Source organism: Nostoc sp. DedQUE02 (genome assembly GCF_034531035.1).
In the GTDB taxonomy this organism is placed as follows: Bacteria; Cyanobacteriota; Cyanobacteriia; order Cyanobacteriales; family Nostocaceae; genus Nostoc.
On the sequence record NZ_JAVRBY020000023.1, the window covers coordinates 40,767 to 63,591 of the forward strand.

Here is a 22,825-nt window from a genome sequence, read left to right on the forward strand (position 1 = left end):
GTGGTTTATTTATGCCGTGCTGTACTAAACTAAACGTTTTCTAAGATAACTACTAAAACCATCAACCAGAATTACCATAAGCAAAATTACTAGCAGCACTGCTGAAACTTCCCGATAATTGATCAGGCGAAGTGCGCCAATTAGCTCAAACCCAATGCCACCAGCCCCGACTGCTCCCATAACTGTGGAGGCACGAAAGTTATATTCCCATCGATAAAGGGTCAGATCCATCATTTGTGGTAAGACCTGCGGCAAAATTCCGTGATAGATTACTTGCACCTTGTTGGCTCCAGCAGCTCTTGCTGCTTCTAGCGGTGCTTCGTTGACCAGTTCGATATATTCTGCGAAGAATTTGCCGACCATGCCAATGGAGTGAAATCCCACCGCCAAGGTTCCGGGTAATGCCCCAAAGCCAACGGCTGCTACAAAGATAATACCCATAATTAGCTCTGGCACAGAGCGCAAGCCATTGAGAATCAGCCGTGAAACTTGAAATAGCAAGGGATGGGGAGTTGTATTGCGAGCTGCTAATAAAGATAAAGGCATCGAGAAGACAATAGCGATCGCTGTACCTGCAACGCTCATCGCCAGCGTATCAAATAAAGGTTTGACCCAGTTTCGGGCATCACTAAAATCTGGAGGCAGCATTTGATGCAGCAAGTTTAAGATACTGGGAATCCCATCCGAAAGGCGTTTCTCGTCCCAAAGTCCGACCAGAAAGCAACATATAGCTATAGCTAAAAGTGCGATCGCCCAGGTTACTATCGTTCGATACCATTGCCGCCGTTGTTGTTTCAGTAACTGATCGAAAGCTCGTTGAGGATTAAGAAGTGTCACGTTGCCTCGCTCCAAATTCAAAATATCAGGAGTCAGAATTCAGAATACAGAATTCAGAATACAGAATTCAGAATACTCTACTCATAAAAGGATAGAGTTTTAATCAAGAAAACTATTTATAGCAAAGTACTAAGTAAAAACAGAATTCCTACTGAATTCTGATTCCTGAGTTCTGAATTCTTCTGATAAATTACTTTTGCAACTTGGCGATATCAAGATTAAGAATTTTTGCTAAGTCCCTGATGCTATCATAATCTTTATCTTTCGCGGCTCCAAAACCATCAGCTTTGAAGGGTTTAAGAACCTCTTTATCATTCAATGTAAGAAAGGCTGTACGAATTTTTTCTTTTAGTGGCGGTGCTAAATCAGAACGCATTGTCCAGGGATATTCAGGATACTCTTTAGACTCTGCAATCACCTTGACTTTACTAGAATCAATTACTTTGCGTTCAATTAAGGATTCAAAGATGGGTTTACTCAAGCCACCAACTTGAGCATTACCATTTTGAACTGCCAATGCTACAGCATCATGTGAACCTGTGAACGCCTCTTGGTAGTCTTTTTTGCCGGGTTGCAATCCGCTATTTGCCAGCATTGATTTAGGAATCAAATGACTGGAAGTAGACGCTTGGTCTCCAAAGGCTACCGTTTTACCTTTGACTTCTGCCAGTGACTTGACACCGCTAGCTGCGTTAGCAATGATTACAGATTGATAAGTAGTTTTACCGTTTTTCTTTAAAGCTGCAAATGGCTCAATATCACTCTTTGTTTTCGCCAAAACGTAAGACAGTGGCCCAAAATAAGCTAAATCAACACGCTTGTTGCTTGCTGCCTCAATCATTGAGGAGTAATCAGTTGTAACGACAAGTTCAATATGTTTTTGTAGCTTTGTCTCAAGATACTTTTTAAATCCTTCATTGTTTTTAATTACAGTGGAAGGGGATTCATCAGGCAATAAAGCTACTTTCAAGGTTTGAGGGTCAGCCGACTCTGATGTGACTGCTGGACTATTGCCAGAACCTGATTGCTTATTTGCAGATTGGTTGCTAGGACTTTGACAACCGATTAAGGTAGCCATGATAAGTGTCATTGAGACAAGCGATCGCTTATTTAGTAAAACAGTCATTGAGGTTATCCTAAATTAATATAAAAACAGTACAGGAAATTTAGCTATTAAGAATTAATTGTTTCCTGAAAGCCTTGATCGTGAGGACTATCTTTGTCACTATAAAGTTGCTTTAATTCGTAGCCACTGATATCTGCTGGTTTACCATCTAAGACAACCCTTCCCTGAGATAACCCAATAATTCGATCTGCGTAAATTCTTGCGAGATCAATCTGGTGCAGACTGAGAATTGCGGAAATTCCATCTTCTTGACAAGTTTGACGCAGAAATGAGAGGACTTTGTGAGCGCTAGTCGGATCGAGACTAGCAACAGGCTCATCTGCCAAAATCAATTGTGGTTTTTGTGCTAAGGCGCGTGCGATACCAACCCGTTGCTGTTGACCTCCGCTAAGAGCATCTACTCGTGTTAAAGCTTTATGCAAAAGTCCAACCCGATCTAAACATTCTAAAGCAATATACTGATCTGCTTTGGGCAAAGGAAAGAAACTTCGGAGTGTTGAATGGTAAGCTAAACGACCCACTAATACATTCCCAAGAGCCGTTTGCCGACTAATAAGTTGATGCTGCTGAAAAATCATCCCTGTGCGCTTACGATGTTCATACAACACTTTACGATTATGTAGATTTCCCAATCCTTCAACTATCACAGTACCAGTTGTAGGGCGATTAAGATAGTTAAGACAACGCAGTAAAGTTGATTTACCAGAACCAGATGCTCCCAAAATAACAGTAAATTGCCCTTTAATAAAGCTCAGAGAAATAGGTTTAACCCCTATTACTCCGCCTTTATAAGTCATACTTAGACCATCGATTTGAATCATATTTACTAATCATTTTAGTGACAAAATGTCAAATTTTATAATAAAGTTTTGTGGTAAAAATTTGTTTAAGTTTTGAGTGTTGCTGTAGCTACCATCAATCCCCACACAACACCAAAACGAATTTTGGTTGCACGACAGACGACAAAATTTTCATCATTAAGAAAGCGGTGAAATTCCTTTTGGGTATAACACTGCTTATAAGCCGGATCAAAAATTTTAAGTACTAAATCAAATATTTTACAAATTAAATAATCTTTACACCAATCTAAAATAACGACTTTACCATCAGGCTTCAACACACGTCTCATTTCTTTTAATGCAGCAAGTGGCTCATCAAAGTAATGAAACGAATTAGCAGACACAATCACATCAAAACTATTGCTGTCAAATGGCAACCTTGATGCACTTGCCATCTGAAATGATACTTGAGGATAAGCACTACATTTGAGTTTAGCGAGCGCCAGCATTTCCTCTGAAATATCTATACCGACAATTTGTTGCGATGAATACTCAGTTAGTAGTAAACGTTCAAACTCACCAGTACCACAGGCAATATCAAGTACAGTATCTGTTGGTGATATTTCTACCCAGGTTTTAAGGAAAGACAGTGTGTTAACTATATAATTTTTCCAGCGTAGATCATAAACGGCAGCTAATTGGTTGTACTGTTTGCGAACTGTGGTTTCAGTCATGCTGGTTTCTGTAATAAGGATTTCCAGTTGGCTTATCTTTTTAAAGATTGTATTGTAATATACATTGCATTGGGTTAATAGAAGTAATTCCTATTAGACAATTTGAATTTCACTGAAGAAGAATTCAGAAGCCAAAATTCAGTAATCTTGACTTTACGTTTGTTTTGAGATGGCAAGAATAATTAACGTCTTCAGAGAAAAGGAATTAAAATGATTTTCCAACAGAATCATATAACGCTTCTCCATTTGCCAGTAGTGTGAAAAACACTGAGCGATCGCTAATTTAATTTCGGTACTGAGTGCTATAAGCGGTAGCGGAAAGTTTAGCCAGTGCTAAGTAAAAAATACTAGTCTCTAATTCCCAATCCCTCTTTCATGTGTTCTGCTCTATACAGTTCATAATGGCTATTTACTTTTCAAGTTGAGAGAATGTACATCATTTTGGGATTAATAAATGTGAAACCTCTCTGAAGAGAACAGGCTCCAAAAGGATAAAAACCATGCACCAGCAACTTTTTTGTAAAGTTGTAACCAATATTCTTGGTAGAAAGACTGCTTTTTTTACCTCAGTATTAGCGATCGCCATATTTGGTATGGCCTGTACTCCAACTCGTGAAACATCTGCAACTCAAGCAAACACTGCTCAGTCGCCTGCTAACACGACCACCAAAGAAGAACAAGCAGCCATTACAATGGCGGTGATTCCGTGGCAGGTTTCAGCTGAACAAGAAAAGAAACTCCAACCTTTGGCTGACTATTTGTCTAAGGCACTAAAACGACCCTTTAAATTTGAAATTACCAAGGACTACGAAACAGCAATTGATTTATTAGTCCAAAAAAAGGTAGATATTGCCTATCTTGCACCCACCAGTTACATCGAAGCTCATCGCCGTGATCCCAAGGTTGAGCCATTGGTTGCTCAGATTAATAAAGAAACAAAGCGACCTTGGTACACAGCTGTAATTATTGCCAGCAAGGCAAGTGGTATCAAAACCCTTAAGGATTTGAAGGGTAAGCGATTTGCTTTTGTCACCAAGTTATCGACATCTGGATATGTCGTACCAACAGTTCATTTTCAGGAAATAGGTATTAATCCTGAACGAGACTTTAGCTCGGTAATCTTCGCTGGCAGCCATGATAAAACAAAACAAGCTTTAGTCAAGGGGGAAGTAGATGCGATCGCAGACGATCGCCGTTCTTATACCGATCAAGTCAAAGAAGGAAAGATTGATCCCAAAAAATACATAATTATCTGGGAATCTGTCCCACTTCCTAGCGTGCCTCTTGTTGCATCTAGTAAAACCTCCGTCGAGTTGAAAGATAACTTGAAAAAGGCATTGATTGACGCGCCATCAGGTCTTGTAGACCCTACAGGCGGTATTGGAGTTGGCTACACTTTGGTGCAAGACGGAGATTACGACATCGTTAGAGAGTTGCAAAAACGAGTTTCCAGCAAATGAGGCTAACCAAGATATGCGGATAACGACCAAATGTATTGGATCGTCTGCGATCGTTCTGGGATTGGTTGCCTCTACCCAAATTGGAGGCGACCTTTTTATCAGGCAAGCAGAACAAAAAGCACAGGATACCCAGGCAAAAAATACTCAGGCTTTGACGACTATTCTGCAAATAAACGTCTCTTTAAATAACGAAGTAGCCGCGCTTAAGGATATGATCTTGCTCAGACGCGATGCTTCCAATTTGGTGAAATATCAGGAAGCTCTATTTGGATTTACTAAAAATTTGACTGAGTTAAAAAAATTAAAGCCAGAGCTAAATTCAGAGTTAGTCAAGATCAGCGATCGCCATAGCTTGCTTGCCAATCTAATAATCGAATTAACTAATCAATCTAACACAGATAAGCCCTTAGAATTAGCTGAATCCCAACAGGATTTTCGAGTAATCAACGCTTTTTCTCGCGATATTGAACTTTACTTAAAGTTATTAACTCAAAAGCTTCAGCAACAGGATAGCTTCGCCAAGCAAGAGTTTAATAACTTTAAACAGACTACTCAACTTGCTAGACAAATTCTGCTTTTGTCTATTCTTCTAGTTTTTGTCGGTCAGTTATTGCTAATCCTCTTACCAGTAATTCGCTCGATTCAAAAGCTACAACAGGGAGCAGCAAAAATTGGAGATGGAAATCTAGAATACCGCCTGAATATTCAAACCGAAGACGAAATTCAAGAACTCGCAGAAGCTTTTAACCGAATGGCAGGAACTCTAGCTGAGTCCTATCGCTCCCTAGAGTTAAAAAAAGAACTTGCCGATACGGCAAATCGAGCCAAAAGTGAGTTCTTAGCTAACATGAGCCATGAGTTGCGAACTCCTCTTAACGGTATTCTAGGTTATGCTCAAATTCTCCAACGAGATAAAACTTTAACTGATAAACAGCAAGACGGCTTAAGAATTATTCACCAATGTGGTTCACACCTATTAACACTAATTAACGACATTCTAGATTTATCCAAAATAGAAGCCCAAAGAATGGAACTTTACAAAAGTGACTTTCATTTTCCGGCGTTTCTCCAGAGTGTAGTAGAAATTTGTCGTATTCGGGCTGACCAAAAAGGCATTTCATTCATTTATCAACCAACTTCAGAACTACCTATTGGCATTTGGGCAGATGAAAAACGATTGCGACAAGTGTTAATTAATCTACTAGGTAATGCTATTAAATTTACCGAAAAAGGAGGAGTGAGATTTACTATTAGCTTTGTAAACAAATTCTTAGTAAATGAAAGTAACCAAAAACCAATTCATAGAATTCGATTTCAAATCATCGATACAGGAATTGGCATGAGTCAAGAACAGGTAGAGAAAATATTCTTACCATTTGAGCAAGTCGGAGAGGTTAAAAAGCAATCAGAAGGTACTGGATTAGGTTTAGCAATTAGTCAGCGAATTGTGCAATTAATGGATAGTACAATCCAAGTAAAAAGTGAAATAGGTCAGGGTAGCACTTTTTGGATTGACTTGGATTTGCAAGAATCAGTGGATTGGATGCAATCAGCTAGAGTCATATCTGCTGGCAAAATTATCGGCATCGCCACTGGTAAGAAGAGAATCCTAATTGTAGATGATAAGTGGGAAAACCGTTCTGTTGTGATGAATCTACTAGATGAAATTGGATTTGAAATTATAGAGGCAAGTGACGGTCAAGAAGGCTTAGATAAAGCTATGCAATTTCTGCCGGACTTAATCATTACAGACCTAACAATGCCCGTAATGGATGGCTTTGAATTAACACGTCGCCTCCGTCAGCAAGAGGAGTTTCAGGATTTGACCATCATAGTTTCATCTGCTAGCGTGTTTGAATCTGACCAACACAAAAGTTTAGGAGTTGGTGCAGATGATTTTCTACCTAAACCTGTACACGCTGATGATTTACTTCAGAAGTTAGAAAAATATTTACAAATTGAATGGGTTTATGAAACTGTACCAGAAAAATCTGTAAAAGGGACACTCAATACTATCCATAAAAATAGTTCTGTTGTAACTACTGAAAGCAGAATTATTGGGATTACTGGCAATAAGCGGAAAGTTTTGATTGTAGATGACAACTGGGAAAATCGTTCTATTCTTGTCAATTTATTAGGTGATATTGGCTTTGAAATAACGGAGGCAACTAATGGTCAAGACGGCTTAGATAAAGCAGTCGAGTTAAAACCTGATTTAATTATCACTGACTTGTCGATGCCAGTCATGAATGGCTTAGAAATGATCCGTCAGTTGCGTGTGTTGCCATTTGAGAATTTACCAATAATTGTTTCATCTGCCAGTGTATTTGAATCTGATCAGCATGAGAGTTTAGAGGTAGGTGGCAACGATTTTCTGCCTAAACCTGTGCAAGCAGATGAATTGTTTCAGAAGTTACAGAAACATTTACAATTTGAATGGATTTATGATGTTACCCAGAGTCAAGAAGGAGTCAAGGAAAACCAAAATCTAAAAGTTATTTCTGTTGATTTGGTATCAAACACTTGCTTCATTTCTCCATCACCTGAAGAAATTGAGAAACTATTTGAGTTGGCGATGAGAGGTAATATCAAAGGTATTCGAGAGCAAGCTCAAAAATTAAAACTTTTGGATGAAAAGTTTATACCATTTACCGAACAATTAGAGCAACTTGCTAAAAGCTTTCAAATTGAAAAAATTAGGGAATTTATCCAACCATATCGAGGAGAACAACAATGAATATACCTGTTCTGGAGACAGGGGTAATTTTGATTGTAGATGATAATCCCAATAATTTGGAAGTACTATCTGAAGCATTAATGGATACAGGTTGGGAGATATTGATTGCTGTCAATGGTGAAGGAGCGATCGCTCAAGCTGAATACGCTTGTCCTGATATCATACTTTTAGATGTAATGATGCCTGGAATTGACGGATTTACAGCCTGCCAGCGTTTAAAGTTAAATCCTGTAACCTGTGATATCCCGATAATTTTTATGACAGCTCTCTCTGAAACTGTCGATAAAGTAAAGGGTTTGAGTTTGGGAGCAGTAGATTACATTACTAAACCGTTTGAGCATGAAGAAGTACTGGCTCGTATCAAGACACATTTACAAATCCGTAATTTAACTAAGCAACTCCAAATTGATAATCAGCAACTTCAACAAGAAATAGCCGACCGTCTTGCAGTCGAAACCAAGTTACAAAAGCTGACTCAGGAGTTAGAGCAAAGGGTAGAAGAACGTACTTTTCAACTATCTCAAGCACTTCATAATTTTCAGCAAGCTCAGGTTTGTCTGGTACAACAAGAAAAGATGTCAACCCTTGGTGAATTGGTTGCTGGAATTGCTCATGAAATTAACAATCCAGTCAATTTCATTTTAGGAAATCTTAATCACGCCTCAGAATACACCCAAAATTTTATTGATTTGTTTAAACTTTATCAACAATATTATCCCAATCCTGAAGGAGAAATTCAGCAAAAAATAGATGAGATTGATATTGATTTCTTAATGCAAGATTCTCTGCAAATTATGTCGTCTATGTACAAAGGAACAAAACGTCTAGCACAGATGATTCATTCGCTTAGGCATTTTTCACGTCGGGATGATTCAGTAGTACAACCGATAGATATTCATGAAGGTATTGATAGCACGCTATTGATTTTACAATATCGCTTAAAAGCGAACTCAGAACGTTTTGAAATTCAGATTATTAAAGATTATGGAAGTTTGCCACCTGTAGAATGTTTTCCAGGCCCACTGAATCAAGTTTTTATGAATCTGCTTGCTAATGCAATAGATGCTATAGAGGAATCATTTGTGACTAACGCAAACTTTTCCAAAATTGCAGCAAGTGGCGTTCATTTGTTATCGGTAGAAGACAACGGAAAAATCACGATTCGCACGGCTCTGCATAAACAAGGCTCAGTTGTAGTAATTAAAATTGCCGATAATGGTATCGGCATGACAGAAGAAGTCAAACAACGGTTATCTGAACCAATGTTTACTACCAAACCTGTAGGAAAAGGTACAGGGTTGGGTTTATCTATAAGTCGACAAATTATTGAGGAAAAACATGGTGGGACTCTCTCTTTTGTCTCTGAGCCGGGGAAAGGCACAGAATTTTGTATTGAAATTCCTGTACTAAGTCAAAAAGGATAATCTTACTACGCAGTTACAAAACAGTCTAATCAACGTCGAAATACGGCGCGATCGCGAATCTGTACTTGGAGGGTTAGTGGCTGATGGGTACACAATTGTAGATGCAGAAGCAACTGATGATGATCAGAGTGGGGCAGTAATCGAGTCGGTTAAAGCTCAACATGTTTCAGTTAAACATTTTTCTCTCCCCCTGCCTCCCCTGCTCCCTACTCCCCACTTCTAACTAGGGCGATTATTTTCTAATCCTGGGATTTGCTTGGAAAACAACTCGTTAGAATCAACCTGACCATTTGAGATCACAGAGCGCATACCCTCAAAAGCAGCAGGGATAGTGCGCGGATCGATAAATAAGACTTTGCTGCTATCGCTTCTACCAATTGTCGCGCCCATATCCAAATAGCCCAAGGCAAACAGAACTTCCACTGCTTTATTAGCATTGGGATTCGTCTGGAGCTTTTGAGCAATAACTTCAGCTGATTCTGCGATCGCCTGCGCTTTCAAAACTTGTTGCTGACGTTCTGCTTGAGCTTTGAGAACGATCGCCTTTTGTTCAGCTTCCGCTTGTAAAATTACCGATTTTTGACGAGCTTCCGCATCCAATATTTGCGCCTCAGCTTTACCTCTGGCACTATTAACAGCAGCTTCGCGATCGCCCTCAGAAGTTAAAATTGCTGCCCGTTTGCGTCGTTCTGCCGACATTTGCAATTCCATTGATTCACGCACCGCCTGAGACGGAATAATATCTCGCAGTTCTACCCGTGTCACTTTCACACCCCAAGGATCGGTCGCAACATCCAAATCCTGTAATAAAAGTTCACTGATGTGGGAACGAGCAGTAAAAGTTTGATCCAACTCTAGTTGTCCCATTTCGGCGCGAATTTGAGTCAGCACCATATTTACCATTGCCGACTGGAGATTTTCTACCTTGTACCAGGCTTTTTCCATATCCACGATCCGCCAGTAAAACACTGCATCCACCTCAATACCAACGTTGTCACGGGTGATGCACTGTTGGGGAGGAATATCTAAGACTTTTTCTTTGATAGTTTCTCGGTAGACAACTCTATCTAGGAAAGGAACGACAAAATTTAGTCCTGGCTCCAGTTTTTTGTTATAACTACCCAATCTTTCCACCAAAGCTTGATTGCCCTGATTAACAACTTTTACAGAACCTGCGACAGCAGAACCACCAAGGGCTAAAAACACTAGTAAAAAGAACTGTTCCATTATGAATCTCCTAATTTTTAATAAAGAGGATGGGGAATAGGGAATGGGGAATAGGGAAGAGTAGAGTTTTCTAATGCCTAATGCCCAATACTTCTCTACGAGAGGCTGCGCCAACGGCTACGCAGTAGTTGAATCTCGACTTCGCTCGATTACCGCGTAGTCGAAACTCAGTACAAGTGCCCCATGTCCATTAACTAAGAATTCAACAGATTTTCTGGTACGACAATCAAAGTAGTACCTTCCCTCCTAACCACATAAACTCTTTGATGGGGTGCTACAGTAAATTTGTCATCGTCACATCTTGCTTGCCAAGAATTTCCCTCATACCGCACGCGCCCTGTTTTCCCTGGCAGAATTTCTGTTAAGGTTTCAGCTATGACTGCATCCCGAATTTTTGATTTGCGTTGTCTTGGTTGCAAAAATCGACGAGAAAGCACGATTAGGGCTGTAGAAAGCAATAGCCAAACCACAATTTGCAACCATACACTTCCCATACCCACTCCAGACAGCAGCGCCACCACAAAAGCGCTAATTCCCATCATGAAGGCGACAAACGCCGATGGTAAGAACAGTTCCATTAAACACAGAACTGCTCCTGCCAGAAGCCAGATTAAGGTAAAACTTGGCATAGCGCCATCCTAAACTCTACATTGACGTAAATGCATTTCTAAGATTAGATACAGCCAGACGTAAGTTATTTACAGAAAACAAAATTTGGTATTTCTACCAAGAATTTTGCTTAATTTCGGTAACAAGGTGTAGTTAGCGGTACACCAGTCCAGTCTATTCTAGGCTTCAATTCATTGCCAGCTAAAATTAATCGAAGTTCATGTATAAAGAAGAATTCAGAACTCAGGAGTCAGTATTCAGTATAAATTCTCTAGACCTTTGATCCATAGAGTTGTCGCCTAATAAGGTTTTTGGATTTTTCAAGCCAGGCAGAGCAAGGGTTCCACACACCAATTTTTTATAAAGCGACAAGTCTAATATTGGTTTAAAACCTTGCCGCTTGTAGGCAAAATAAGTCTTAAATATTACCATTCTCAAACTTTATCCTTTTTTGGGTAAAGTATTCTAACTCCTGAATTCTGACTCCTGACTCGTAACTCCTGAATTCTGACTCCTGACTCCTGACTCCTGACTCCTATTTTATGATTTCTACTCAATTGATAATTTATTGTATAAATCCAGGCTGTAATAGCCCCATTAATCCTATGGGAGATAGTGTTTGTGCTAGTTGCCAAACTCCTTTAGTTCACCGCTATCTTTGGGCGACTGGCTCATTGTCTGCTCAAATCTCACCAGGTACAAAGGTTGCAGACAGGTATGAGGTAATTAAGCAGCAGATTTGGCTGGATACTCAACCGGGACTGCCGCCAGATGTACCTGAAGAATTACCAACGGAAGTAATTCCTTATTTACGGTTACATCAAGAGCGGTTGCATCTACCCCAAGCTTATGGGTTTGCAAGTAACCTTGAGGGAGATACAACTGATATCCTCTTGTTGGAAAATGTGCCAATAGATAAGACAGGAAATCTTTATCCAACTATTGTTGAGAACTGGGAACAAGCCACGGCGGTACGACAAGTTTATTGGCTGTGGCAAATTCTCCAACTTTGGACACCTTTATCAGAATTAGGACTTAGCCGCAGTTTACTAGTAGTAGACAACTTGAGAGTCCAAGGTTGGTGTGTGCGGCTGTTAGAACTCTACCAAACGCCAGCAGATGAGAAGTTGAGTTTACAAAATCTGGGGGAGTGTTGGCAGTTTTGGGTAGCGTCTGCAAAGGCATCAGTAGCTAAAGGGTTACAAAACATCGTCCAGCAGATGTGTGAAACTGAGGTTGAATTAGAGGCGGTTAATATTCAACTCAATAATTTACTATTAGCATCTGCGGCGGAATTGCCATTAATTCTGAAGGTGGCAGGCTCTACAGATATTGGCCCAATTATGGCGCAAAATGAAGACGCTTGCTACCCCAATACTTTGAGTGATTTAGATGAACCTTTATTGCCTCATTTGTCGATTGTTTGCGATGGCATTGGTGGCCATGAAGGCGGCGAGGTTGCTAGTAAGTTGGCAGTGCAGTCTGTAAAGTTGCAAATTCGCGCTTTACTCAAGGAGGTAACAGAACAAACTGTACTTGTACCACCTGAGTTGTTGCAGGAACAATTAGAAGCAAGCTTACGGGTAGTAAATAATCTGATTTGTGCCCGCAATAATGAACAAAAACGCCAAGGCAGAGAACGTATGGCTACAACCATTGTCATGGCGCTGCAAGTTCCACAACGAGTGCAGACAAGTACGGGATGGCAATCAAATAATACCCATGAACTTTATTTAGCTAATGTTGGCGATAGCCGTGCCTATTGGATTACTCGCAATTATTGCCAGTTACTCACGGTAGATGATGATGTGGCAACGCGGGAAGTACGCTTTGTTAAAAGCTTGTATCGAAAGGCACTTTTCAGACAAGATGCTCGTGCTTTAACTCAAGCATTGGGAACAAGAGATTCAGAATCTTTGCGTATCAAGGTTCAGCGATTCATTGTGGAAGAAGATGGCATCTTGCTACTGTGTTCTGATGGTTTAAGTGATAATAATTGGGTAGAACAATGTTGGCAGGATTATGCAATACCCGTGTTGGCAGGGCAATTGACAGTTGAAGATGCTGTCCGCAATTTGATTAATTTGGCAAATGAAAAAAATGGGCGTGATAATACGTCGGTTGTTCTTACTTATTGTCGTGTTTCTCCAGAATATTTAGTACCTGTGACACCGGCGTTGCCAGAAGAGATTATAGAACCAGAAATACAAGAGGAAGAAGAGGAACAAGAAGAGGAATTAATTTCCTTTACAGAAAGTTCGCGATCGCTACTAGATTTGGATCTAGATTTGGATCTAAATTCGGATCTAGATTTGGATCTTTCAGAGGAACCAGTTATAACCCCAGAAATTCCACCAACTTTAATTACAAAACCTAGTCGGGGTAATGGTTTGGTCATGTTGGGGGGAGTATTGGCGTTGCTTGTGGTGGGTACAAGTCTAGGATTATTCGCTTGGTGGCAAATTAATCCTCAAGGATTCCAGCAAATGTGCCGACAACTCCCCCAAAAAGTGCAGCAAGTGTGTCCGCCTGCAAAGTAAGGAATGGAGATTGGGAAATAGGTTAGTTAATTTATACCGCAATCAGCAACGTCGACTTTGATTCACCTCTATTTTCTGGAAAGCTTGAGCCGAAAGTACTGACATTGATTTGAGTACTGACTTTGATTGTATTAGATAGAAAATATACGTATTTCATTAGATGAGGATTACGTTATATCAGCGAAATATTACTGTGATTTTTTAAAAGTTTTTATATATGTAAATAGCTCATTTCAGAGAATATACGGTAACAATGAGCAAAGCGATCGCGGTACTTTAAATTTAATAAATCTTATATATCAGGTTAAAAAAATCAGAAAATATGACAGATGCAAGATGTAAAAGCCCTTGCTGTTACTCGATCCTAGCCTGCTGGTAAAGACTTTTGTAATGTATAGGTTTTGATGATGGAATTTTTAAATAATTTTTTCTCTACTAGCGAGTTTATTCCTCACGGACATTGCTACCTTTGGAAACCAGAATTAGTGTGGTTACATCTGGTTTCAGATGTGCTAACTGGACTTGCTTATTATTCAATTCCAGTGATGTTGGTTTATTTTGTCCGTAAACGGCAAGATATACCTTTCATCTGGATATTCCTAATGTTTGGCACATTCATCGTTGCTTGTGGTACAACCCATTTAATGGATGTATGGACGCTTTGGCATCCTACTTATTGGCTGTCAGGGTTAATCAAAGCTATCACCGCTTTTGTCTCCGTATTAACAGCCATACAACTTGTGCCATTACTACCACAGTTACTAGCTCTACCGAGTCCTGCCCAACTAGAGGCTGCAAACTCCCAACTAGCAAAGGAAATTGCTGAACGTATACGAACTGAAGAGGTATTGAGGGAAAGTGAACAACGCTGGCAATTAGCTTTGCGCGGCAATAATGATGGAATTTGGGACTGGAATGTTAAAACCAATGAAGTTTTCTTCTCGCCTCGCTGGAAGGAAATGCTTGGTTACGAAGATTGCGAAATTGCTAATCATTTAGATGAATGGACAACACGAGTGCATCCAGATGATCGTGACTGGGTAACACAAGCAGTTCAAGATCATTTTGCTCAGAAAAAACCATTTTATATTACTGAGTATCGAATTTTATGCAAAGATGGCACTTACAAATGGATTTTGGATCGAGGTCAAGCATTATGGGATGAAGATGGTAAAGTAGTGCGGATGACAGGTACACAAAAAGATATCACTGAGCGTAAACAAGCAGAGGAGACACTAAGTAGCCTACTTAACCAACTAGAAAGCAAGGTTGAGGAACGAACAGCAGAGTTAACAATAATTAATCAATCACTACAGGCAGAAATTACTGAGCGCCAGCGAATAGAACAAGCATTGCGGGAGAGCGAACAGCGATTCCGTGCTACATTCCATCAAGCTGCTGTTGGCATTGCCCATGTAGCAATAGATGGAAGCTGGTTATTAGTTAATCAGAGGCTTTGTAATATTCTCGGTTACACACCCGAAGAACTAAATTTGCTAACTTTTCAAGATATTACTCACCCAGATGATCTGAACGCTGACCTAAAATATGTTGGCCAGATTTTAACAGATAATATTCAAACTTATTCGGTGAAAAAGCGCTATTTCCGCAAAGATAGTTCCATCATTTGGGTTAATGTTACTGTGTCTTTAGTGCGTAAACTTTCTGGAGAGCCAAAGTATTTTATTTCTGTAATCGAAGATATTAGCGAACAGCAAGCTGCTCTACACGAACGCAAGCAGTGGGAGGAGCAAATTCAAGCGTCACTGTTAGAAAAAGAGGTGTTGTTAAAAGAAATTTACCATCGGGTCAAAAATAATTTACAAGTTATTTCCAGTTTGCTAAACTTGCAATCTGCCTATATCAAAGATAAATACGATTTGGTAATATTCCAACAAAGCCAGCAACGGATTGCATCAATGGCTCTAGTTCACGAAAAATTGTATCAATCTCAAGACTTGGCAAAGATTAATTTTGGTGAATATATTCGAGATTTGGTAGCAAGTTTATTTGCTGCTTATGAAGTCAATGAAGATGCGATCGCTCTGAAAACAAATATCGACGATCGCATATTCTTAGGCCTGGATACAGCAATTCCTTGTAGCTTAATTATCCATGAACTTGTATCTAATTCATTGAAATATGCATTTCCTACAGGTAAGAATGGTACGATTGCCATCGAAATGACAAAAAATAATGACAATCAGGTTACACTCTTAGTTAGTGATGATGGAATTGGTTTACCATCAAATTTTAATTTCAAAAAATTAGCTTCTTTAGGCTGGCAGCTAGTTGATGCTTTAACCAATCAAATTTTAGGAAATATCAGTATCCAAGGTGCTAGAGGAGTTGAATGTAAGTTGACATTTACATTAATATAAAATAACTAAAATATGACAAACGCAAAAATTTTAGTTGTCGAAGATGAGGCTATTGTAGCCAAAGATTTACAATATCGACTGATAAAATTTGGTTACACAGTTCCCGCGATCGCTTCTTCAGGAGAAGAAGCAATTAATAAAGCAGTAGAAATATCCCCAGATTTAGTACTGATGGATATTAAACTCAAAGGGTCAATGGACGGGATAGAAGCTGCTCAACAAATCTATAAGCATTTGGATATTCCAGTAATTTATTTGACTGCTTATGCAGATGAGACCACATTAAAACGAGCTAAGATAACTGAACCCTTTGGCTACCTACTTAAACCTTTTAAAGAAAAAGAACTAAAAACAAATATTGAAATAGCTCTGACTAAACATGGTTTAGAAAAGGAACTAAAAGTTAATAAAAAATGGCTGGATGCACTTTTAAAAAGTATCAGCGATGGTGTAATTGCGAGCAATTTACAAGAGTTGATAACTTTTATGAATCCTGTTGCTGAAAATCTAACTGGGTGGAAATTGGAAGAAGCTTATGGCAGAACTTCATCAGAAGTATTCAATATTGCCAATGAAGAAACTCATAACCCTATTGAAAGTCCGATTATAAAAGCTCTGCAAGATGGGATTATTGTCAGTCTCCCCGCAGAAACTATTTTAATTACTAAAAATGGAGTAGAAATACCAATCGATGACAGCGCTGCACCAATTAAAGACGACAAAGATAATATTACAGGCGCTGTGTTAGTGTTTCGAGATATTTCTGAGCGCAAACGAGCGATTGAAGCGCGTCAAAAACAAATTGAGCAAGAACAACTTGTAGTGCAATGGGAGGAAATAAATCAACTCAAAAATGACTTTTTGAATTTAGTTTCTCACGAACTGCGATCGCCTCTAAGTAACATGAAATTAATGATTCAAATGATACAAATGTCTAGTAGTACTGAAGAAGCTCAACGTTATCTAGAACTAATGGAAAGCGAGTGCGATCGCGAGCTAGGATTAATTAACGATTTACTAGACTTACAACGACTAGAAAGCTTATCTTATCCAGTTATTACACCTGATGCGTTGGTCTTACAACAGTCGATACCTTGGGTTCTTGAACCGTTTCAAATCCGTGTTCAAGAACATCGGCAAACTCTACAGATAAATATCCCTTCAAATCTCCCGCCGCTATTCTCAGATGGTATTAGTTTGGAACGAATCTTAGTAGAATTGCTCAATAATGCCTGTAAATACACACCTGCGGCTGGTGAAATTATCCTAAATGTAAGTCACGATTCTTCGCAAGCGCCTGCAAAAACTATTATTACTATCAGTAATTCAGCAGAAATTTCGGTGACAGACTTACCACGAATCTTTGATAAATTTTATCGCATCCCCAAAGCAGATATCTGGAATCAAGGTGGTTCGGGATTAGGTTTACCCATAGTACAGAGATTAACCGAACAACTGCAAGGAAACATTCAAGTAGAAAGTGGCAACGGATGGACAACATTTACACTCACATTAACTGATTTATAGTACTCAAATTTTGAAATGGTATAAGATAATTAAAGCAAATTAAATTATTAAATACAGCCAAAAAAATGTCATTAGCTATATCTTCTACACCTCAAGGATTTACCGCATTTATTACTAATTTGGGAATCCGAGATACAACAGATGATTTTGTATTTATTAAATCATCAGTTCCTTGTGTTGCTGATGGAGTCTTCACTCAAAGTCTTTTTGCAGGGCCAAGTGTTACTATTAGCCGCGAGAACTTAAAAGATTCACAAGCACAAGCAATTGTCGTTATATCTAAAAATGCAAATGTAGCTAATGGTTCTATTGGCATCGCTGATGCCCAAGAAGTTCTACAATTAGTTGCAGCTGAAACTGGAATTGCTGCACATAATATTGTGATAGCTTCTACAGGTGTAATTGGCAGACGTTACCCAATTGAAAAAATCCGATCAGGGTTATTAGGATTGGGAAAAAAATTGACTCCTGCTGATTTTGATGCCGCAGCTCGTGGTATTATGACCACCGATACAGTAGCAAAACTAGCTACACGGCAAATAGGAAATGCCAAGTTAGTAGGAATTGCCAAAGGTGTCGGCATGATTGAGCCTAATATGGCTACCCTTTTAACTTTCTTTTTTACGGACGCGGCAATTTCTGCAAATAGCCTTCGTTCTATTTTTCGCTCTACTATCGATAAAACCTTTAACTGTTTGAGTGTAGATACTGATACTTCTACTAGTGACTCGGCAGTGATTCTAGCTAATGGAATAGCCGGTGAAGTTTCAGAAACAGATTTTGCCAGTGCATTGCAAGAAGTTGCACAAGAACTGGTACTGAAAATTGCACGAGATGCAGAAGGTGCTACCAAGATTATTGAGGTAACTGTAGATTCGGCGATTAACTATGCACAAGCTAAAAAAGTAGCTAAAGCAATTGTTAATTCTCCATTAGTAAAAACCGCCGTTTATGGAGCAGATCCAAATTGGGGACGAGTTGCTATGGCTATAGGCAAATGTGAAAATGAACAGCAGATAAATCCAGATAAAGTTGTTATCAGTTTTGATAATGTGAAAGTTTATCCTAATAGTTTAACTAATGAAAATCTGGAACAGTTGCGGCAAATTATGTCCAAAGATCAAGTAAATATTCATGTTAGCCTCAATATTGGCGAAGCCTCTGCAACTGTATGGGGTTGCGATCTTTCAGAAGGTTATATAGAAATTAATGGCAAATACTCAACTTGATTAAGCCCTTGCTTTGTTTTGGTCTTAGAACCATCTGCACAATCTAACGACACTTATTCCATCACCCATTGCATCAACGGTGCACCATCAAAACCGCCATCCACCCAAATGGCATCCAGTTGTTTAATGTAGAGGCGATCGCACAATCCCTAGCCCCGTAGAATTCCACAGCAACCTAATGTGCTGATGGTAGATAAACTCAAAGTTTTTACCCAATGAACAGTTGGCGAAAATTTCCAATTTGGGGAATGTTTTTGATCCATACTCAAAAGTTTTGCATTGTCAAAATTAGGCGTTTAGATAATCTTACGAATTTCAACATTATCGGTAACATCAAGCTGACAAGCTAACCGCGCATAAGGATAATTAGCTGCTAATGTTTCCAGCATTTCCTGTTCTTCAGGTTGCGGAGGAGGAATATCACCCATAACCTCAACCAAACAAGTTCCACAAATACCAGTCCGACAACCAAACAAAACAGGTGAATTTTGAATTGTGAGATGTTCAGACAAATTTTTATGAGATTCCAGAGTGATCGGAACAAAATCGCTTCCTGGAAACGATATCTGACAAAATTCAGCCATAATATGCAAAAATTTTACCTAAACAACACTCTTCCATTCCTCTCTATGCCTCAATACAGTTCAGTTAAGCTTTTTTCTCTCCCCATGCTTCCCCTGCCTCCCCTGCTCCCCCTACCTGCCTTAACAGATAAATTTCTTAACTGAACTGTATTGCTTTATGCCTCTGCGTCTGTGCGTGAGCTAAAAATAAATCTTCTTGGTGTTCAAAACCTTGAAAAGCCCTTTTTTGAGTTGCCAAATATCGAGAAAGTGAATTAGTAGCCATCAGTGACATATCCCGATTCCGTTGCCAAAGATAATCGAGTTTCTCAACATACACCTGATAAGATTTCATTGCCTCCTGATGAGTTGAAAAACTGCGCTGTAATCCTTCCGACTCCTCGGTAAAACAACGCCGCATCATTTCTTTAGCATCTTTGTCACTCATCTCAAAAATGTGCGATCGCAACACCTGATAAATCTTGCTATACAGCGCCGGATCGTACCAGAATATGCCGTTAATTGCAGCCGAAAAATGAAAATGATCGCGCTGACATCCCAGCAATCCTAAATTAGCAACCAGTCGCTCAAAACCAGTCGGTGGCTTCAGGCAAGTGATAACATCATGAGATATAATAGTCGAACTATTGAAGTGAAAACTTTCATCCATGAAGTGATAATAGGAGACTTTAGCAGGCATTGGAGCAGCTTCAGGATGAGGATGTTTTTGATAATAATTGCTGAGTTTGTGCTGTATTAACTTGCCGTTTAGTGTCCGCACTCCCCGCACCGTGAAATACTGACAAGCCAAAAAAGTGTTATTCGCAGAAATTAGCCCAAAGTATTGAAGTTGAATTTTTTTCCACCAAGTTTTTAGGGCATTGGTGTCAGCATAAACCATCGTTTCTGTAAAGGGGCCGCGCATCGGATAGGTAAAGATAAGTTCCCCAAACAACGCTTGTTCAACCTGTTTGGCAATTGTGCGGAAGGCGTTAATGTGCGATCGCTCTTGGGCGGATTCCAAATCTAAGGTATCGCAGATCAAACGAAAATCTTCTTGAGCATAAAGTCCGGCTGCACTGGTTTGATTGAAAAAGATAGTGGCAATTTCGGCAGAAACAATTTGTGAGTAGTAAGCTACCCAGTAAAGTTGGTTCAAAATTATACGCTGATGTTGGCTAGACTGTTCCCATAAAGGTGTACCATATAACAGGGAAAATTCCTCTGGGTTCCAATACTCGTTTTGACAATCTTCGTAGCGAAACTTGGTGACAGCTTCATCCATTAAAGTAGTATGATCTTGCTGTTTGTTGCGAGTGTGGTTGATTTGTAATTTGCGATGAATAGTTTTTTCCATATCCGTTTTTATTAAACGCAGAGATAAGATTGAGATTTATTACACACATTCATGGGCGGGGAGTGGTTCAAAGGCTCCGCGTTCTTCTAAATGTTGCAGGATAGACTGTGCTGATGTTCCCCCCATGAGCGATCGCAATATTTGTAATCGCGTTCCGCTATGAGTCTCTGTATTTAGTTCTTCTAAAATTTTGATTTTTTGCGATCGCGTCAGATGTCCTTTCACTTGTTCGACTGCTGCAAGTAAACTTTGCGGCCCCACCTGTACCATAAACAAAAACTGTGCCAATACATCAAGAATTGTTGTTTGACTAAATGCTGAAACAGTAATTTGATTAAACAAGGTGGTTCCCGTGGCGTGATGACGGGATTCAGATTGTAAAAAACTAGCAAAAAGTTCTGCTAAAACTGGATAGCGGCATTCCTTTGATAAACGCCGATAATGGCTTAAACCCCATCCTTCTAAAACCACTTGCAGCACAAACAATAAAACTGTTTTATCTTCACTTTCAACCACTTCTGATAGTAAGCGCAAAAACGGATCGCTCGTGCTAGTTACTTCCATTTCTGGTAAAAAATGGCTAATTTGGTGAAGGTGGGTAGCTTCATCAGCTGTAAACAATCCATAAAGCATTCGTTCTTCAACTGTTTCTGCTAACAGTACCATTTTTGCCATATAACCAACCCCTGCTTTCTCAATGAAATATGATTCTTCTAACAGACTGTGGTTGGCAAGTTCTAGAATAGCAGATTGTTCATTAAGATTAGATTGCTGAAAAATTTTGACTTGGTGTAAGTTGAAAAATTCCGCATCCCAATAATTTAATTGTGGGTAATTAGTATAATTATTCCGATTGGGTAATGCTGCTGTTAATATCCGTCGCAAACGGTCATTACAATCTATATGTGGTAAGTCAAAACCGACAACATTATATTTTAAATCCATTTTCTTATGTTCATAAATGTGAAATAATAGTGACACCAATTTTCCACAAATTTGCACTTAATGATTACTCCTTTTATGGCGTTGCTGAATTGAAGTATGAATCTAGATGTAGAGAAGTAGCACTGCTACGTCTCTACAAGGATTTTGGTATTAGGCAAAATCGTTTTCATACATGGAATCAGCAACGCCCCTTTTCTCTTGGCGTACTTGGCGGTTCGTTTAATAATTAACTGCATTTTCATCGCGAATTAGTATTAGGTGTTGATATTTGATTTGGATAATTAACAGTTTCCCAAATTCGCCAGCTTAAGGCTTTCTGGTGATTAACGTGCTGAATAAATTCCAGAATAGATTGATCTGCTTTAGTAGGAGTCTTTAAATCAAACTGAATTGTTTGAAATACCTGTGTATCCCCTTTTGCGAAGTAATTACCAACCTGCTGAGTTAACCATAACAAACCACGATTTAAAACCCATCCCCAAAATCCCGGACGCTTGGGAGTGACAAGAATTGTTTGCCCTTCAGTTTTACCACCTTCTATCATTCGCAGCGCAAATATAATGTAAAAGTGCAGTAAATCCGGCCCTAGCGTCACAGTGCCAGTGCTGCCATACCAATAACACATACTATAAGTAACTTCGTTGCGATATAGAGGACGAATCAGGCGGATTAACCAGGAATCATCCCCTCCCCGTGTAATGTTGCTGAACGTAATAGCGTTTCGATTGAGGTCTTGGGAATCAAATACAATCTCTAAGGGCAGATTATGTACTGTATTGAAATGGTGAGCATCAATCGCATTAATTAGTAAGACATTAGGATGGCAGTTTTTGACAAATCGAGTCCCCAATATATAATCACAGTCTGCCTGTTCTAGTTCTGGTACAAAGGGCAGAAAACTTGGCTTTTCTTCTCCCACCCAAACCCAAATCATGCCGTATTTTTCTGCCGTATGCCAAGTGTTAATACACACAGGTAGCGGTTTTCCCAAAGAAGGAACATCTACACAAATTCCGCCACTGTTATACTTCCAATTATGAAAAAAGCAGCGAATTCCATCACCTTCTACCTTACCTTCTGCCAAATGTGCGCCCATGTGAGGACAATAAGCATCCACCACCACTACTTCACCACTGACTCCCCGATAAATTGCCAAATTTCTACCCAACAAAGTTACCGCTTTCACTTTGCTAACTTTTAGTTCTCTTGATGGTAATGCCCAATACCATCCCTCTACAAATTGCGTTGGATTGTTAAAGTTTGAATGTGGGCTGGTAGAATGCATAAAATATCACCGATCTCGTTACAATTGATATATAGAGGTGGGCAGTGAAGGTGATTAAATACCTT

Annotated in this window: 18 protein-coding genes and 2 pseudogenes; 10 read left to right on the forward strand and 10 right to left on the reverse strand. The window is 39.4% G+C overall.

Translation table 11 applies throughout. From position 1 onward, the window contains the following. Nucleotides 1-24 precede the first annotated feature (24 nt). From phnE to RMX98_RS18455, 4 genes are all read right to left on the reverse strand, one after another. The gene (gene phnE, locus RMX98_RS18440; RefSeq protein WP_409881353.1) at nt 25-765 is read right to left on the reverse strand and encodes a phosphonate ABC transporter, permease protein PhnE; all 741 of its coding nucleotides are present in this window, start codon (nt 763-765) and stop codon (nt 25-27) included. A gap of 262 nt (nt 766-1,027) precedes the next feature. Beyond that, nucleotides 1,028-1,963, reverse strand: coding sequence for a phosphate/phosphite/phosphonate ABC transporter substrate-binding protein (phnD, locus tag RMX98_RS18445; RefSeq protein WP_322677075.1), 936 nt, complete (start codon nt 1,961-1,963; stop codon nt 1,028-1,030). A gap of 47 nt (nt 1,964-2,010) precedes the next feature. After that, nucleotides 2,011-2,784, reverse strand: coding sequence for a phosphonate ABC transporter ATP-binding protein (gene phnC / locus RMX98_RS18450; RefSeq protein ID WP_322677076.1), 774 nt, complete (start codon nt 2,782-2,784; stop codon nt 2,011-2,013). A 65-nt stretch (nt 2,785-2,849) separates the two neighbouring features. Then, nucleotides 2,850-3,476, reverse strand: coding sequence for a class I SAM-dependent methyltransferase (locus RMX98_RS18455; RefSeq protein WP_322677077.1), 627 nt, complete (start codon nt 3,474-3,476; stop codon nt 2,850-2,852). A gap of 500 nt (nt 3,477-3,976) precedes the next feature. On the opposite strand from RMX98_RS18455, the gene RMX98_RS18460 reads away from it, so the two are divergent. From RMX98_RS18460 to RMX98_RS18470, 3 genes are read left to right on the forward strand one after another with little or no spacing between them, the layout of a single operon-like run. After that, the gene (locus RMX98_RS18460) at nt 3,977-4,936 is read left to right on the forward strand and encodes a phosphate/phosphite/phosphonate ABC transporter substrate-binding protein (protein ID WP_322677078.1); all 960 of its coding nucleotides are present in this window, start codon (nt 3,977-3,979) and stop codon (nt 4,934-4,936) included. Nucleotides 4,937-4,949: 13 nt separating this feature from the next. Next, a complete protein-coding gene (locus RMX98_RS18465; RefSeq protein WP_322677079.1) occupies nt 4,950-7,673 on the forward strand; it encodes a response regulator in 2,724 nt (907 codons plus the stop codon). Further along, nucleotides 7,670-9,097 (forward strand): response regulator, encoded by a 1,428-nt coding sequence (locus RMX98_RS18470; RefSeq protein WP_322677080.1) that lies wholly within the window; start codon nt 7,670-7,672, stop codon nt 9,095-9,097. Before RMX98_RS18465 ends, RMX98_RS18470 begins: the two co-directional genes overlap by 4 nt. Nucleotides 9,098-9,316: 219 nt before the next feature. Here RMX98_RS18470 and RMX98_RS18475 read toward each other — a convergent pair whose 3' ends face one another. Beyond that, nucleotides 9,317-10,324 carry an SPFH domain-containing protein gene (locus RMX98_RS18475; RefSeq protein ID WP_322677081.1) on the reverse strand — a complete coding sequence of 336 codons (1,008 nt, stop codon included), beginning with the start codon at nt 10,322-10,324 and terminating at the stop codon, nt 9,317-9,319. Nucleotides 10,325-10,518: 194 nt separating this feature from the next. Further along, nucleotides 10,519-10,953 carry an NfeD family protein gene (locus RMX98_RS18480; protein ID WP_322677082.1) on the reverse strand — a complete coding sequence of 145 codons (435 nt, stop codon included), beginning with the start codon at nt 10,951-10,953 and terminating at the stop codon, nt 10,519-10,521. Between the two features lie 522 nt (nt 10,954-11,475). Between RMX98_RS18480 and RMX98_RS18485 the strand changes: the two genes are divergently transcribed. The 6 genes and pseudogenes from RMX98_RS18485 to argJ all read left to right on the forward strand — a co-directional run bounded on the left by RMX98_RS18485 (nt 11,476) and on the right by argJ (nt 18,610). Then, nucleotides 11,476-13,473, forward strand: a complete 1,998-nt coding sequence (locus RMX98_RS18485) for a protein phosphatase 2C domain-containing protein (protein WP_322677083.1) — start codon at nt 11,476-11,478, stop codon at nt 13,471-13,473. Nucleotides 13,474-13,877: 404 nt separating this feature from the next. Further along, nucleotides 13,878-14,711, forward strand: a pseudogene (locus RMX98_RS18490) (PAS domain-containing protein); the annotation flags it as partial. 129 nt (nt 14,712-14,840) lie between these two features. Continuing rightward, a pseudogene (locus tag RMX98_RS18495) lies at nt 14,841-15,185 on the forward strand (PAS domain S-box protein); the annotation flags it as partial. Nucleotides 15,186-15,254: 69 nt separating this feature from the next. Beyond that, nucleotides 15,255-15,854, forward strand: coding sequence for a sensor histidine kinase (locus RMX98_RS18500; RefSeq protein ID WP_409881609.1), 600 nt, complete (start codon nt 15,255-15,257; stop codon nt 15,852-15,854). Nucleotides 15,855-15,866: 12 nt separating this feature from the next. Continuing rightward, nucleotides 15,867-17,381: a response regulator gene (locus RMX98_RS18505; protein ID WP_322677085.1), complete on the forward strand. Its 1,515-nt coding sequence runs from the start codon at nt 15,867-15,869 to the stop codon at nt 17,379-17,381. Nucleotides 17,382-17,446: 65 nt separating this feature from the next. Continuing rightward, a complete protein-coding gene (gene argJ / locus RMX98_RS18510; RefSeq protein ID WP_322677086.1) occupies nt 17,447-18,610 on the forward strand; it encodes a bifunctional glutamate N-acetyltransferase/amino-acid acetyltransferase ArgJ in 1,164 nt (387 codons plus the stop codon). A 296-nt stretch (nt 18,611-18,906) separates the two neighbouring features. Here the strand turns inward: argJ and RMX98_RS18515 are convergent, their stop codons facing one another. The 3 genes from RMX98_RS18515 to RMX98_RS18525 all read right to left on the reverse strand — a co-directional run bounded on the left by RMX98_RS18515 (nt 18,907) and on the right by RMX98_RS18525 (nt 21,475). Further along, on the reverse strand, nt 18,907-19,194 hold the full coding sequence (locus tag RMX98_RS18515; protein WP_322677087.1) for a 2Fe-2S iron-sulfur cluster binding domain-containing protein: 288 nt from the start codon (nt 19,192-19,194) through the stop codon (nt 18,907-18,909). Between the two features lie 136 nt (nt 19,195-19,330). Next, the gene (locus tag RMX98_RS18520) at nt 19,331-20,530 is read right to left on the reverse strand and encodes a P-aminobenzoate N-oxygenase AurF (protein ID WP_322677088.1); all 1,200 of its coding nucleotides are present in this window, start codon (nt 20,528-20,530) and stop codon (nt 19,331-19,333) included. A gap of 39 nt (nt 20,531-20,569) precedes the next feature. After that, entirely contained in the window at nt 20,570-21,475 is a 906-nt protein-coding gene (locus tag RMX98_RS18525; protein WP_322677089.1) for a ferritin-like domain-containing protein, read from the reverse strand. A 29-nt stretch (nt 21,476-21,504) separates the two neighbouring features. On the opposite strand from RMX98_RS18525, the gene RMX98_RS18530 reads away from it, so the two are divergent. After that, on the forward strand, nt 21,505-21,705 hold the full coding sequence (locus tag RMX98_RS18530) for a hypothetical protein (RefSeq protein ID WP_322677090.1): 201 nt from the start codon (nt 21,505-21,507) through the stop codon (nt 21,703-21,705). Between the two features lie 8 nt (nt 21,706-21,713). Here the strand turns inward: RMX98_RS18530 and RMX98_RS18535 are convergent, their stop codons facing one another. Further along, a complete protein-coding gene (locus RMX98_RS18535) occupies nt 21,714-22,760 on the reverse strand; it encodes an aromatic ring-hydroxylating dioxygenase subunit alpha (RefSeq protein WP_322677091.1) in 1,047 nt (348 codons plus the stop codon). Nucleotides 22,761-22,825 lie beyond the last annotated feature (65 nt).

What these genes read in the sequence shown, in the direction of transcription:
- phnD (WP_322677075.1), bottom strand. Translation starts at nt 1,963, where the DNA reads ATGACTGTTTTACTAAATAAGCGATCGCTTGTCTCAATGACACTTATC.
- phnC (WP_322677076.1), bottom strand. Translation starts at nt 2,784, where the DNA reads ATGATTCAAATCGATGGTCTAAGTATGACTTATAAAGGCGGAGTAATA.
- RMX98_RS18455 (WP_322677077.1), bottom strand. Translation starts at nt 3,476, where the DNA reads ATGACTGAAACCACAGTTCGCAAACAGTACAACCAATTAGCTGCCGTT.
- RMX98_RS18460 (WP_322677078.1), top strand. Translation starts at nt 3,977, where the DNA reads ATGCACCAGCAACTTTTTTGTAAAGTTGTAACCAATATTCTTGGTAGA.
- RMX98_RS18465 (WP_322677079.1), top strand. Translation starts at nt 4,950, where the DNA reads ATGCGGATAACGACCAAATGTATTGGATCGTCTGCGATCGTTCTGGGA.
- RMX98_RS18470 (WP_322677080.1), top strand. Translation starts at nt 7,670, where the DNA reads ATGAATATACCTGTTCTGGAGACAGGGGTAATTTTGATTGTAGATGAT.
- RMX98_RS18475 (WP_322677081.1), bottom strand. Translation starts at nt 10,324, where the DNA reads ATGGAACAGTTCTTTTTACTAGTGTTTTTAGCCCTTGGTGGTTCTGCT.
- RMX98_RS18480 (WP_322677082.1), bottom strand. Translation starts at nt 10,953, where the DNA reads ATGCCAAGTTTTACCTTAATCTGGCTTCTGGCAGGAGCAGTTCTGTGT.
- RMX98_RS18485 (WP_322677083.1), top strand. Translation starts at nt 11,476, where the DNA reads ATGATTTCTACTCAATTGATAATTTATTGTATAAATCCAGGCTGTAAT.
- RMX98_RS18505 (WP_322677085.1), top strand. Translation starts at nt 15,867, where the DNA reads ATGACAAACGCAAAAATTTTAGTTGTCGAAGATGAGGCTATTGTAGCC.
- argJ (WP_322677086.1), top strand. Translation starts at nt 17,447, where the DNA reads ATGTCATTAGCTATATCTTCTACACCTCAAGGATTTACCGCATTTATT.
- RMX98_RS18515 (WP_322677087.1), bottom strand. Translation starts at nt 19,194, where the DNA reads ATGGCTGAATTTTGTCAGATATCGTTTCCAGGAAGCGATTTTGTTCCG.
- RMX98_RS18520 (WP_322677088.1), bottom strand. Translation starts at nt 20,530, where the DNA reads ATGGAAAAAACTATTCATCGCAAATTACAAATCAACCACACTCGCAAC.
- RMX98_RS18525 (WP_322677089.1), bottom strand. Translation starts at nt 21,475, where the DNA reads ATGGATTTAAAATATAATGTTGTCGGTTTTGACTTACCACATATAGAT.
- RMX98_RS18535 (WP_322677091.1), bottom strand. Translation starts at nt 22,760, where the DNA reads ATGCATTCTACCAGCCCACATTCAAACTTTAACAATCCAACGCAATTT.